This window comes from Bacillus sp. FSL K6-1005, from assembly GCF_038000225.1.
Taxonomy (GTDB): Bacteria; Bacillota; Bacilli; order Bacillales; family Bacillaceae; genus Bacillus; species Bacillus mojavensis.
In genome coordinates this window covers 3,495,001-3,508,498 of record NZ_JBBOBP010000001.1, presented here as the reverse complement: position 1 = coordinate 3,508,498, position 13,498 = coordinate 3,495,001, and the positions used below count along the sequence as shown (strand labels likewise).

Genomic DNA, 13,498 nt, shown 5'->3' with positions numbered 1-13,498 from the left:
ATTATGCCAAAACTAAAAGATAACATAGTTTGGTTCGAAGTGGAAGATGTGTTATCCACAGACTTAGAAATTCATCCCTTATTACTTTAACTTATCCACATGTGAATAACAATTAATTTTATTTCCTGAACTTCCTTTTTATCAACAGGATACACCTAAAAAGGAAAAACTTAAACGGAAAAAGCTTGATATTACAAGGGAAAATAGATTTTTCTATACAAAAAAACCGAAGCTCCGATTTTTACCGGACTTCGGTTTTATGTTATCTTTTCTGGGAAATAACGAGGTGGCGATTATCGCCTTCACCCATTGAATACGTATTGATCTGCTGATTTGCATATTTGGAAAGAGCATCATGAATGATTTTTCTTTCACTGGACGGCATCGGTTCTAAATGAACATCTTTTTTCGTTTTCAAAACCTGGTCTGCCAGTCTCACAGCCAGCTGACTCAGCGTATCTTTCCTTTTCGAACGGTAGTTTTCTGCATCTACCGTCACATTTTTATACTGATCTGAATAACGATTAAGGACAAGCTGGGTCAAAGTTTGAAGGGCATTTAAGGTTTGTCCTCTTTTCCCAATCAACAATGCCGCTTTTTCACCCGTTATATGGAAACATACTGCCTTTTTGCTTTCTTTTACAGTCACATCAGACTTTCCGGCAATGGATTCGACAATTCTTTTAAGATAAATCCTTGTTTCCTGAATCGGATCAAATTTTTCAGCCAGCTTTACGATTGCCGGCTTTTTGCCGAATATACCGAGGAAGCCTTTGTTTCCTTCCTCAATAACGGTAATGTCAACTTCATCTCTCGTTAATTGCAGCTCACGTAATCCGGACTGTACTGCTTCATCGACATCTCGCCCTGCAGCAGTCACATTCCTCACTTTTTCTTTCCTCCGGCTTTTTGCGGCTGAGGATCTTTTTTAATATCAGGCCCTTTAATGAGGAAAGTTTGCGCAATCATAAACAAGTTACCGACTACCCAATAAAGAGAAAGCGCCGCTGGGAAGTTGATCGCAAACACAATGATCATAATCGGCATAATCCAAAGCATCATTGCCATTTGCGGATTTTGCTGCGCGTTGCCCGCCATCATTAATTTTTGCTGTACGAAAGTAGCAACCCCGGCAACAATCGGAAGAATATAGAAAGGATCTTTTTCCCCTAAGTCAAACCATAAGAAACTGTGCTCTGAAATCGCCTGTGTTCTCATGATCGCATGATAGAATCCGATTAAAATCGGCATTTGAATTAAAATCGGGAAACATCCTGCCAATGGGTTGACGCCATGCTTTTGAAATAAAGCCATTGTTTCCTGCTGAAGTTTCTGCTGCGTTTTTTGATCCTTTGAGCTGTATTTTTCTTTAAGCTTTTGCATTTCCGGCTGTAAAGCCTGCATCGCTTTCGAGCTTCTCAGCTGCTTGATCATCAGCGGCAAAATTAATAAACGAATTAAAATTGTAACAATAATAATTGAAAGTCCATAGTTGTCTCCCGTCAATTTCGCAACATACGTAATGAGCTCAGACAATGGAAATACTACGTACTTGTCCCAAAAATGCGGACTATCTGCAGTGATCGGCTCTTTGACACTCGAGCATCCAGCCAAAAGCATGAATACGCCGACCATACTTAATAGCAACCATATTCTCCTTTTCAACAACATTTCCTCCTATAATCATTCTTTACACTCTCTTATTACAAAACATACTTGTATGTATTTTAGCATCTTTCAGTTTTAAATGGTGTCTTTTTCTGTTCAACCAGAAAGGAAGCGCTTTTAAAAGTTGTAAGAAAGCAGTGGCACCTACTTTTTTGACGAAGTTTTCTTATATAATGAGGCCTTTCTGAATAAATGCTGCAGACTTTTTTTCGTTTCCTCAAATGTCAGCTGACTTGCTGGTTTTCTGGCAATAATAATATAATCCTTTTCCTTCAGCCTGTCTCTCTCTTCTAGAAAAGCTTGCCGGATTAAACGTTTTATCCGGTTTCGCATTACTGCATTGCCAATTTTTTTGCTGACGGAAAGACCAACGCGCAGCTCATCGTTTTCAGGCTGATCAAGCGTATATAAGACAAACTGGCGATTCGCTACTGACGTGCCATGCTTAAACACTTTTTGAAAATCTTCATTTTTCTTTAAACGATTTCGCTTCTTCAAATTGACTCACTCCGATACTGGCTGGCAGAAACTTTTAATTTTATCTGAAAATGAGATGTGCAGAGAGAGGGACATCCCCCCGCTCATACACATCACATATATCTTTTCCCTTAAAGTGAAAAAAGACCACTGACATTATTCAGTGGCCTAAGCTGATAATACTTTTCTGCCTTTGCGGCGACGGCGCGCTAAAACTAGACGACCGTTTTTTGAACTCATACGGCTTCTGAAGCCATGAACTTTACTGCGTTTACGGTTATTCGGTTGGAATGTTCTTTTCATTTATGACACCTCCCTCGAGGAATAGCTGTTAAAGACAGTCTTACTTATTATATTTGCGTTACCTATTCATTGTCAACTTCACTAGTGCTTTTGTTTCTTGCAACCATAATAGGATACCATACCTTCTCGACTTTCGAAACCTTATTTTTTCAGATTCCTGAATTTAACGAAAAAAAGTCAGATTCAAATGACATTCTGAGCTGAAAATTCGTGATGTGGATATCTTTTTTCCCTTTTTTTAATATCCACAAAGGTTATCGACAACATTTTCACACTGCTAACTCCTGTGGACAATTTTTTTTCAACAGGTTGTCTGCTTTGTGGATAAGATTGTGACAACCATTGCAAGCTCTCGTTTAATTTGGTATTATATTTGTGTTTTAACTCTTGATTATGAATCTTGCTTTCACTCTTTATCCACAAACTGTGGATAAGATGTGGATTGATTTCACACAGCATGTGTAGAAAGTTGTCCACAACTTGTGAAATTTGTCGAAAAGCTATTTATCTACTATATTATATGTTTTCAACATTTAATGTGTACGAATGGTTACCGCCATTTGCTCTTTTTTTGTGTTCTATAACAGAAAAAGGCGTTATTTTTTTAGAAAAGGAGGGACGTGCCGGAAGATGGAAAATATATTAGACCTGTGGAACCAAGCCCTTGCTCAAATTGAAAAAAAATTGAGCAAACCGAGTTTCGAGACTTGGATGAAATCAACGAAAGCCCACTCACTGCAAGGGGATACATTGACAATTACCGCTCCTAATGAATTTGCCAGAGACTGGCTGGAGTCCAGGTACTTGCATCTCATTGCAGATACTATATATGAATTAACCGGGGAAGAATTGAGCATTAAATTTGTCATTCCTCAAAATCAAGATGTCGAAGACTTTATGCCAAAACCGCAAGTCAAAAAAGCGGTAAAAGAAGATACATCTGATTTTCCTCAAAATATGCTCAACCCAAAGTATACATTTGATACTTTTGTCATCGGATCTGGAAACCGATTCGCTCACGCAGCTTCCCTAGCAGTAGCGGAAGCACCTGCAAAAGCATACAACCCTTTATTTATCTACGGAGGCGTTGGATTAGGGAAAACACACTTAATGCATGCGATCGGCCATTATGTAATAGATCATAATCCTTCTGCCAAAGTGGTTTATCTGTCTTCTGAGAAATTTACTAACGAGTTCATCAACTCTATTCGGGATAATAAAGCAGTTGATTTCCGCAATCGCTACCGAAATGTTGATGTGCTTTTGATAGATGATATTCAATTTTTAGCCGGGAAAGAACAAACGCAAGAAGAATTTTTCCATACTTTCAACACGCTGCACGAAGAAAGCAAACAAATCGTCATTTCAAGTGATAGACCGCCTAAAGAAATTCCGACACTTGAAGACAGATTGCGTTCACGCTTTGAATGGGGTCTGATTACAGATATCACGCCTCCTGATTTAGAAACGAGAATTGCGATTTTAAGAAAAAAAGCCAAAGCGGAAGGCTTGGATATACCGAACGAGGTTATGCTTTATATCGCAAATCAAATCGACAGCAACATTCGGGAGCTGGAAGGGGCATTAATCAGGGTCGTTGCGTATTCATCTTTAATTAATAAAGACATTAATGCCGATCTGGCCGCTGAGGCATTAAAAGATATTATTCCTTCCTCAAAACCGAAAGTGATTACAATAAAAGAAATTCAGAGAGTAGTAGGCCAGCAATTCAATATTAAACTTGAGGATTTCAAAGCAAAAAAACGGACAAAATCGGTAGCATTCCCGCGTCAAATCGCTATGTACTTATCGAGAGAAATGACTGACTCCTCTCTCCCTAAAATTGGGGAGGAATTCGGTGGCCGTGACCATACAACCGTTATTCATGCGCATGAAAAAATCTCAAAACTGATGGCAGATGATGAACAGCTTCAGCAGCATGTAAAAGAAATTAAGGAACAGCTTAAATAATAGGGCCGGGGATAAATCGGGAGAAGTGTGAATAACTTTTCTACAGTCATGCACAGTCTGTCCACATGTGGATAGGCTGTGTTTCCTGTCTTTTTCACATCTTATCCACAAATCCACAAGCCCTACTATTACTTCTACTACTTTTTTTAAAAAAATATATATATTAATACATTATCCGTTAGGAGGATAAAAATGAAATTTACGATTCAAAAAGATCGTCTTGTTGAAAGTGTCCAAGATGTGTTAAAAGCAGTTTCATCCAGAACTACAATTCCGATTTTGACCGGTATTAAGATCGTTGCCTCAGATGAAGGGGTATCTTTTACAGGAAGCGATTCTGATATTTCCATTGAGTCTTTTATTCCGAAAGAAGAGGGAGATAAAGAAATCGTTACGATTGAACAGCCAGGCAGCATTGTATTACAAGCCCGCTTCTTTAGCGAAATTGTAAAAAAACTCCCGATGGCAGCTGTAGAAATCGAAGTGCAAAATCAATATCTGACGATTATCCGCTCTGGAAAAGCCGAATTTAACCTAAATGGACTTGATGCTGATGAATATCCGCATTTGCCGCAGATCGAAGAGCACCATGCGATTCAGATTCCTACGGATTTGTTAAAAAACCTAATTAGACAAACAGTGTTTGCGGTGTCCACCTCAGAAACACGCCCTATATTGACAGGTGTAAACTGGAAAGTGGAGAAAAGTGAATTATTATGCACTGCGACGGATAGCCACCGTTTGGCTTTAAGAAAAGCCAAACTTGATATTTCAGAAGACAGATCCTATAACGTCGTGATTCCGGGTAAGAGCTTAACTGAACTCAGCAAAATTTTAGATGACAACCAAGAACTAGTAGATATCGTCATTACAGAAACCCAGGTTCTGTTTAAAGCAAAAAACGTCTTGTTCTTCTCGCGCCTGCTGGATGGAAATTACCCAGATACAACGAGCCTTATTCCGCAAGAAAGCAAGACAGAAATCATTGTGAACACAAAAGAATTCCTTCAGGCGATTGATCGTGCATCTCTATTAGCCAGAGAAGGACGCAATAACGTGGTGAAGCTTTCTGCAAAACCTGCTGAATCAATTGAGATTTCTTCTAATTCACCTGAAATCGGAAAAGTTGTGGAAGCAGTCCTTGCAGATCAGATTGAGGGTGAGGAATTAAATATCTCTTTTAGTCCAAAATATATGCTGGATGCATTAAAGGTGCTTGAAGGAGCAGAGATACGTGTCAGCTTTACAGGAGCTATGAGACCTTTCTTAATTCGCACGCCGAATGATGAAACAATCGTACAGCTTATCCTCCCTGTCAGAACCTATTAATCCGATATACGGCTGCCGACCTGCTCGGCAGCTTTTCTATTCAGTATCTGCTCCGTCAAGTTTTCCCTTTCCCTAATTCGATTTTTTTTAGTACAATTAGATATTAGTGATATTTGAAAGAGGTCGATATAATGGCAAATCCGATTTCTATTGATACAGAGATGATTACACTCGGTCAATTTCTGAAATTAGCCGATGTGATTCAGTCAGGCGGTATGGCAAAGTGGTTTTTGAGCGAGCATGAAGTGCTTGTAAACAATGAGCCGGACAATCGCCGCGGCAGAAAGCTGTATGTTGGAGATGTGGTAGAGATTGAAGGATTTGGTTCATTTCAAGTCGTCAATTAAAGCGGGTGACACTGATTGCATATCCAGAACTTAGAACTGACATCTTACCGCAACTATGAACATGCTGAACTTCAATTTGAAAATAAAGTAAATGTGATCATTGGAGAAAATGCCCAGGGGAAAACAAACCTCATGGAAGCGATCTATGTCTTGTCCATGGCAAAATCGCATCGGACCTCAAATGACAAAGAACTTATCCGATGGGACAAAGACTATGCTAAAATAGAGGGAAGAGTGATGAAGAAAAACGGAGCGATTCCGATGCAGCTCGTCATCTCCAAAAAGGGTAAAAAGGGCAAGGTCAATCATATCGAACAGCAAAAGCTCAGCCAGTATGTCGGTGCCCTCAACACCATCATGTTTGCGCCGGAAGATTTAAACCTTGTAAAGGGAAGCCCTCAAGTGAGACGGAGGTTTCTTGACATGGAAATTGGCCAAGTTTCTCCCGTCTACCTGTATGACCTTTCTCTTTACCAGAAGATTCTTTCCCAGCGAAATCACTTTCTGAAGCAGCTGCAAACAAGAAAACAAACTGACAGAACAATGCTTGATGTTCTGACTGATCAGCTTATTGAAGTTGCCGCAAAAGTCGTCGTAAAACGTCTGCAATTCACGGCACAGCTCGAAAAATGGGCGCAGCCTATCCATTCGGGCATCTCAAGAGGGCTTGAGGAACTGACGCTGAAGTACCATACGGCTCTTGAGGTATCAGATCCTGAAGACTTGTCGAAAATAGGAGATAGCTATCAAGAAGCGTTTTCTAAATTAAGAGAAAAAGAAATTGAGCGTGGCGTCACGCTGTCTGGACCTCATCGGGATGATGTTCTTTTCTATGTGAACGGACGCGATGTGCAGACGTACGGTTCTCAAGGACAGCAGCGGACGACGGCATTATCCCTTAAGCTGGCTGAGATTGACCTGATCCATGAAGAAATCGGAGAATATCCCATTTTACTATTGGATGATGTGCTGAGTGAGCTGGATGATTATCGCCAATCGCACTTGCTTCATACCATCCAGGGCCGTGTACAAACGTTTGTCACAACGACAAGCGTTGATGGCATTGATCACGAAACCTTACGGCAAGCAGGAATGTTCCGTGTGCAAAACGGTGCGTTAGTGAAGTGAAGAAATGAGGTGGGCAATTGTATATTCATTTAGGTGATGATTTTGTGGTTTCAACATGCGATATTATTGGCATTTTTGATTTTAAAGCCAACATGTCGCCAATTGTTGAAGAATTTCTGAAAAAACAGAAACACAAGCTGGTGCCTTCCGTAAACGGCACACCCAAATCTATCGTAGTCACGGTTCAGAATATATATTACTCTCCCTTATCTTCAAGCACATTAAAAAAACGTGCGCAATTTATGGTTGAAATAGATTCTTAGTGATTTTTTATAACGAATATATTGTTTAAGAAAAGTGTAGGTGAATAACGTGGCTATGGAACAGCAGCAAAATAGTTATGATGAAAATCAGATACAGGTACTAGAAGGATTGGAAGCTGTTCGTAAAAGACCGGGGATGTACATCGGTTCAACTAACAGTAAAGGTCTTCACCATCTGGTATGGGAAATTGTCGACAATAGTATTGACGAAGCCCTGGCCGGTTATTGTACAGATATCAATATCCTAATTGAAAAAGACAACAGCATCACAGTAATTGATAATGGCCGCGGGATTCCAGTCGGTATTCATGAGAAAATGGGCCGTCCAGCGGTTGAAGTTATTATGACTGTGCTTCACGCCGGAGGAAAATTTGATGGAAGCGGATATAAAGTGTCCGGAGGTTTGCACGGTGTAGGTGCCTCGGTCGTTAACGCGTTATCAACAGAGCTTGATGTGACTGTTCACCGTGACGGAAAAATCCATCGTCAAGTCTATAACCGCGGTATCCCGGTTTCTGATCTCGAGGTTATTGGCGAAACGGATCATACCGGAACGACTACACATTTTGTTCCAGATCCTGAAATTTTCACGGAAACAACTGAGTATGAATATGATCTGCTTGCTAACCGTGTTCGTGAACTAGCCTTTTTGACAAAAGGCGTAAACATCACGATTGAAGATAAACGTGAAGGACAAGAACGCAAAAATGAGTATCATTACGAAGGCGGAATAAAAAGCTATGTAGAGTATTTAAACCGCTCCAAAGAAGTTGTCCATGAAGAGCCGATTTATATTGAAGGCGAAAAGGACGGCATTACGGTTGAAGTCGCTCTGCAATACAATGACGGCTACACAAGCAATATTTACTCATTTACAAACAATATCAACACGTACGAAGGCGGTACCCATGAAGCCGGTTTTAAAACGGGGCTGACTCGTGTCATCAATGATTACGCCAGAAAAAAAGGACTCATAAAAGAAAATGATCCAAACTTGAGCGGAGATGATGTGAGAGAAGGGCTTACCGCGATTATCTCAATCAAACACCCGGATCCGCAGTTCGAAGGCCAAACGAAAACAAAATTAGGCAACTCAGAGGCACGGACTATCACAGATACGTTATTTTCTGCGGCGTTGGAAACATTTATGCTGGAAAATCCAGATGCGGCCAGAAAAATCGTTGACAAAGGTTTAATGGCAGCAAGAGCAAGAATGGCTGCGAAAAAAGCACGTGAATTAACGCGCCGCAAAAGCGCTTTGGAGATTTCAAACCTTCCCGGTAAATTAGCGGACTGCTCTTCGAAAGACCCGAGCATCTCCGAGTTATATATCGTAGAGGGTGACTCTGCCGGAGGATCTGCAAAACAGGGGCGTGACAGACATTTCCAGGCCATTTTGCCGCTTAGAGGTAAAATCCTGAATGTTGAAAAAGCAAGGCTTGATAAAATTCTTTCTAATAATGAAGTTCGTTCTATGATTACTGCACTCGGCACAGGTATCGGGGAAGATTTCAACTTGGAAAAAGCCCGTTATCACAAAGTTGTCATTATGACAGATGCCGACGTTGACGGCGCGCACATCAGAACATTGCTGTTGACGTTCTTTTACAGATATATGCGTCAGATTATCGAAAACGGCTATGTGTACATCGCGCAGCCGCCGCTCTACAAAGTCCAGCAGGGTAAACGTGTTGAATATGCCTACAATGACAAGCAGCTTGAGGAACTGTTGCAAACTCTTCCTCAAACGCCTAAGCCTGGATTGCAGCGTTACAAAGGTCTTGGTGAAATGAATGCCACCCAGCTTTGGGAGACAACTATGGATCCAAGCTCAAGAACGCTTCTGCAGGTGACTCTAGAGGATGCAATGGATGCGGATGAAACGTTCGAAATGCTGATGGGAGACAAAGTAGAACCGCGCAGAAATTTCATAGAAGCAAATGCGAGATACGTGAAAAATCTCGACATCTAATAATAAAAAGCCTTATTTCCAATTAGAAATAAGGCTTTTTTCTGAACTGGACAGGACCCAGGAATTCTTGTAAAACCTATATATTCTAGTAATTTAATGTGTATAAGTATAAGTTTATTGATATAATGGAGAATAGCGAAATCGTATTGAAGATCATAATGGACAATCTACTCCCACATAATTTCATGTGATACTTCAGGGAGGTTTTTTAATGAGTGAACAAAACACACCAAAAGTTCGTGAAATAAATATCAGTCAGGAAATGCGCACGTCCTTTTTGGATTATGCGATGAGCGTTATCGTATCCCGGGCACTGCCGGATGTGCGTGACGGTTTAAAACCGGTTCACAGACGGATTTTATACGCGATGAATGATTTAGGCATGACGAGTGACAAGCCGTATAAAAAATCGGCTCGTATCGTCGGAGAAGTTATCGGGAAATACCATCCTCACGGTGATTCAGCGGTATATGAATCTATGGTCAGAATGGCGCAGGATTTCAACTACCGTTATATGCTTGTCGACGGTCATGGAAACTTTGGTTCTGTAGACGGAGACTCAGCCGCTGCGATGCGTTACACCGAAGCCAGAATGTCTAAGATCGCCATGGAAATTCTGCGAGACATTACAAAAGACACGATTGATTATCAAGATAACTATGATGGGTCAGAGAGAGAACCTGTTGTCATGCCGTCAAGATTCCCAAACCTGCTTGTAAATGGAGCAGCCGGAATTGCAGTCGGAATGGCTACAAATATTCCGCCGCACCAGCTTGGAGAAATTATTGACGGAGTGCTTGCCGTAAGCGAGAACAAGGACATAACAATCCAAGAGCTGATGGAATTCATTCCTGGACCGGATTTCCCGACTGCCGGACAAATTTTAGGCAGAAGCGGAATCCGCAAGGCATATGAATCCGGAAGAGGTTCTATTACGATTCGGGCAAAAGCAGAAATTGAAGAAACTTCTTCAGGGAAAGAAAGAATTTTAGTAACAGAACTCCCTTATCAGGTGAATAAAGCGCGTCTAATTGAGAAGATTGCTGATCTTGTCAGGGATAAGAAAATTGAAGGAATAACTGATTTGCGTGATGAATCTGACCGTAACGGTATGCGGATTGTCATTGAAATCAGAAGAGATGCCAATGCGCATGTTATCCTGAACAACCTGTACAAACAGACAGCCCTGCAAACCTCCTTCGGGATTAATATGCTGGCGCTTGTTGACGGTGAACCGAAGGTATTAAATTTAAAGCAATGCCTGGTGCATTACCTCGATCACCAAAAAGTCGTTATCAGACGCCGTACAGCTTATGAATTGCGTAAAGCGGAGGCAAGAGCGCATATCTTGGAAGGATTAAGGATTGCTCTTGATCATCTTGATGCAGTTATATCCCTTATCCGCAGCTCTCAAACGGCTGAAATTGCGAGAACAGGGTTAATTGAACAATTCTCGCTGACCGAAAAGCAAGCCCAAGCTATTCTAGATATGAGGCTCCAGCGTTTAACAGGATTGGAAAGAGAAAAGATTGAAGAAGAATACCAATCCCTTATTAAATTAATTGCAGAGCTTAAAGAAATCTTGGCCAATGAAGAAAAAGTGCTTGAGATCATCCGTGAAGAGCTTACAGAAATTAAAGAGCGTTTCAACGATGAAAGACGCACTGAGATCGTTACTGCCGGTCTTGAAACAATTGAAGATGAAGATCTCATCGAAAGAGAGAACATCGTTGTCACCCTGACACATAACGGATATATCAAACGTCTGCCTGCTTCGACCTACCGCAGTCAAAAGCGCGGAGGAAAAGGCGTTCAGGGAATGGGAACAAACGAAGATGATTTCGTTGAACATTTGATCTCTACTTCAACACATGACACGATTCTCTTCTTCTCTAACAAAGGGAAAGTGTATCGTGCAAAAGGGTATGAAATCCCTGAATACGGTAGAACCGCTAAGGGAATCCCGATTATCAATCTGTTGGAGGTAGAAAAAGGTGAATGGATTAACGCAATTATCCCAGTCACCGCATTCGAAGAAGATCTCTATCTCTTCTTCACAACAAAACATGGGATTTCAAAACGCACTTCACTGTCTCAGTTTGCTAATATCCGTAACAACGGCTTAATTGCGCTGAGCTTGCGGGAAGATGATGAATTAATGGGTGTCCGGCTTACTGACGGCACAAAACAAATCATCATCGGAACGAAAAACGGACTGCTGATTCGTTTCTCTGAAACAGATGTTAGGGAAATGGGAAGAACAGCGGCAGGCGTAAAAGGCATCACCCTTACTGACGACGATATTGTCGTCGGCATGGAAATATTAGAGGAAGAATCTGATGTCCTTATCGTGACTGAGAAAGGTTACGGTAAACGAACTCCGGCTGAAGAATACAGAACCCAAAGCCGAGGCGGAAAAGGACTGAAAACATGTAAAATCACGGAGAACAACGGCCATTTAGTAGCAGTGAAAGCTACCAAAGGTGAAGAGGATCTGATGATTATTACTGCCAGCGGTGTACTGATCAGAATGGATATCAATGATATCTCAACTACCGGACGCGTAACTCAAGGCGTACGTCTCATCAGAATGGCGGAACAAGAGCATGTTGCCACAGTCGCATTAGTTGAGAAAAACGATGATAATGAAGAAAATGAGCAAGAAGAGACGCAAGAAAATTAAAGAAAAAGCGCGGCTATACCAGCTGCGCTTTTTTATATCAAAAACTCTTTACAGTGAGAAGAATTATGGTATAATCATTTCTGTTGTCTTTTAAAAAAGACATGACATTACTAGATGAAAACATTTTTTAAAAAAAGTGTTGAGCTAGTTAACTAAAAATGTTACTATTAAGTAGTCGATTCGAGAGAGGCGCGCAAAGTTCTTTGAAAACTAAACAAGACAAAACGTACCTGTTAATTCAAGTTTTAAATAAATCGCACAGCGATGTGCGTAGTCAGTCAAACTACTTTATCGGAGAGTTTGATCCTGGCTCAGGACGAACGCTGGCGGCGTGCCTAATACATGCAAGTCGAGCGGACAGATGGGAGCTTGCTCCCTGATGTTAGCGGCGGACGGGTGAGTAACACGTGGGTAACCTGCCTGTAAGACTGGGATAACTCCGGGAAACCGGGGCTAATACCGGATGCTTGTTTGAACCGCATGGTTCAAACATAAAAGGTGGCTTCGGCTACCACTTACAGATGGACCCGCGGCGCATTAGCTAGTTGGTGAGGTAACGGCTCACCAAGGCAACGATGCGTAGCCGACCTGAGAGGGTGATCGGCCACACTGGGACTGAGACACGGCCCAGACTCCTACGGGAGGCAGCAGTAGGGAATCTTCCGCAATGGACGAAAGTCTGACGGAGCAACGCCGCGTGAGTGATGAAGGTTTTCGGATCGTAAAGCTCTGTTGTTAGGGAAGAACAAGTACCGTTCGAATAGGGCGGTACCTTGACGGTACCTAACCAGAAAGCCACGGCTAACTACGTGCCAGCAGCCGCGGTAATACGTAGGTGGCAAGCGTTGTCCGGAATTATTGGGCGTAAAGGGCTCGCAGGCGGTTCCTTAAGTCTGATGTGAAAGCCCCCGGCTCAACCGGGGAGGGTCATTGGAAACTGGGGAACTTGAGTGCAGAAGAGGAGAGTGGAATTCCACGTGTAGCGGTGAAATGCGTAGAGATGTGGAGGAACACCAGTGGCGAAGGCGACTCTCTGGTCTGTAACTGACGCTGAGGAGCGAAAGCGTGGGGAGCGAACAGGATTAGATACCCTGGTAGTCCACGCCGTAAACGATGAGTGCTAAGTGTTAGGGGGTTTCCGCCCCTTAGTGCTGCAGCTAACGCATTAAGCACTCCGCCTGGGGAGTACGGTCGCAAGACTGAAACTCAAAGGAATTGACGGGGGCCCGCACAAGCGGTGGAGCATGTGGTTTAATTCGAAGCAACGCGAAGAACCTTACCAGGTCTTGACATCCTCTGACAATCCTAGAGATAGGACGTCCCCTTCGGGGGCAGAGTGACAGGTGGTGCATGGTTG

General features: G+C 42.1%; 11 protein-coding genes and 1 rRNA gene (1 of these 12 cut by a window edge). 8 read left to right on the top strand and 4 right to left on the bottom strand.

Going from position 1 to position 13,498, the window contains the following annotated elements; genetic code table 11:
* Positions 1-262: 262 nt before the first annotated feature.
* The 4 genes from jag to rpmH form a co-directional block, all read right to left on the bottom strand.
* Positions 263-889, bottom strand: coding sequence for an RNA-binding cell elongation regulator Jag/EloR (gene jag, locus NST16_RS18145; protein ID WP_340887834.1), 627 nt, complete (start codon positions 887-889; stop codon positions 263-265).
* Complete coding sequence (gene spoIIIJ, locus NST16_RS18140) at positions 886-1,671, bottom strand: YidC family membrane integrase SpoIIIJ (protein ID WP_081638392.1); 786 nt, start codon at positions 1,669-1,671, stop codon at positions 886-888. Before spoIIIJ ends, jag begins: the two co-directional genes overlap by 4 nt.
* Before the next feature lie 141 nt (positions 1,672-1,812).
* The gene (gene rnpA / locus NST16_RS18135) at positions 1,813-2,166 is read right to left on the bottom strand and encodes a ribonuclease P protein component (RefSeq protein ID WP_010332672.1); all 354 of its coding nucleotides are present in this window, start codon (positions 2,164-2,166) and stop codon (positions 1,813-1,815) included.
* 147 nt (positions 2,167-2,313) lie between these two features.
* Positions 2,314-2,448 (bottom strand): 50S ribosomal protein L34, encoded by a 135-nt coding sequence (rpmH, locus tag NST16_RS18130; protein ID WP_003178075.1) that lies wholly within the window; start codon positions 2,446-2,448, stop codon positions 2,314-2,316.
* 630 nt (positions 2,449-3,078) lie between these two features.
* Here rpmH and dnaA point away from each other — a divergent pair.
* The 8 genes from dnaA to NST16_RS18090 form a co-directional block, all read left to right on the top strand.
* A complete protein-coding gene (dnaA, locus tag NST16_RS18125) occupies positions 3,079-4,419 on the top strand; it encodes a chromosomal replication initiator protein DnaA (protein ID WP_010332673.1) in 1,341 nt (446 codons plus the stop codon).
* 192 nt (positions 4,420-4,611) lie between these two features.
* A complete protein-coding gene (gene dnaN, locus NST16_RS18120; protein ID WP_010332674.1) occupies positions 4,612-5,748 on the top strand; it encodes a DNA polymerase III subunit beta in 1,137 nt (378 codons plus the stop codon).
* A gap of 131 nt (positions 5,749-5,879) precedes the next feature.
* Complete coding sequence (gene rlbA / locus NST16_RS18115) at positions 5,880-6,095, top strand: ribosome maturation protein RlbA (RefSeq protein ID WP_003219264.1); 216 nt, start codon at positions 5,880-5,882, stop codon at positions 6,093-6,095.
* A 15-nt stretch (positions 6,096-6,110) separates the two neighbouring features.
* Positions 6,111-7,223: a DNA replication/repair protein RecF gene (recF, locus tag NST16_RS18110; protein WP_168746732.1), complete on the top strand. Its 1,113-nt coding sequence runs from the start codon at positions 6,111-6,113 to the stop codon at positions 7,221-7,223.
* 17 nt (positions 7,224-7,240) lie between these two features.
* Positions 7,241-7,486: an extracellular matrix regulator RemB gene (remB, locus tag NST16_RS18105; protein WP_010332676.1), complete on the top strand. Its 246-nt coding sequence runs from the start codon at positions 7,241-7,243 to the stop codon at positions 7,484-7,486.
* A 55-nt stretch (positions 7,487-7,541) separates the two neighbouring features.
* Positions 7,542-9,458: a DNA topoisomerase (ATP-hydrolyzing) subunit B gene (gene gyrB / locus NST16_RS18100; protein ID WP_010332677.1), complete on the top strand. Its 1,917-nt coding sequence runs from the start codon at positions 7,542-7,544 to the stop codon at positions 9,456-9,458.
* A gap of 211 nt (positions 9,459-9,669) precedes the next feature.
* Positions 9,670-12,141, top strand: coding sequence for a DNA topoisomerase (ATP-hydrolyzing) subunit A (gene gyrA / locus NST16_RS18095; RefSeq protein WP_340887827.1), 2,472 nt, complete (start codon positions 9,670-9,672; stop codon positions 12,139-12,141).
* 288 nt (positions 12,142-12,429) lie between these two features.
* Positions 12,430-13,498, top strand: a 16S ribosomal RNA gene (locus NST16_RS18090) (it continues 481 nt past the right edge of the window).

What these genes read in the sequence shown, in the direction of transcription:
- spoIIIJ (WP_081638392.1), bottom strand. Translation starts at nt 1,671, where the DNA reads ATGTTGTTGAAAAGGAGAATATGGTTGCTATTAAGTATGGTCGGCGTA.
- rpmH (WP_003178075.1), bottom strand. Translation starts at nt 2,448, where the DNA reads ATGAAAAGAACATTCCAACCGAATAACCGTAAACGCAGTAAAGTTCAT.
- dnaA (WP_010332673.1), top strand. Translation starts at nt 3,079, where the DNA reads ATGGAAAATATATTAGACCTGTGGAACCAAGCCCTTGCTCAAATTGAA.
- dnaN (WP_010332674.1), top strand. Translation starts at nt 4,612, where the DNA reads ATGAAATTTACGATTCAAAAAGATCGTCTTGTTGAAAGTGTCCAAGAT.
- rlbA (WP_003219264.1), top strand. Translation starts at nt 5,880, where the DNA reads ATGGCAAATCCGATTTCTATTGATACAGAGATGATTACACTCGGTCAA.
- gyrB (WP_010332677.1), top strand. Translation starts at nt 7,542, where the DNA reads ATGGAACAGCAGCAAAATAGTTATGATGAAAATCAGATACAGGTACTA.
- gyrA (WP_340887827.1), top strand. Translation starts at nt 9,670, where the DNA reads ATGAGTGAACAAAACACACCAAAAGTTCGTGAAATAAATATCAGTCAG.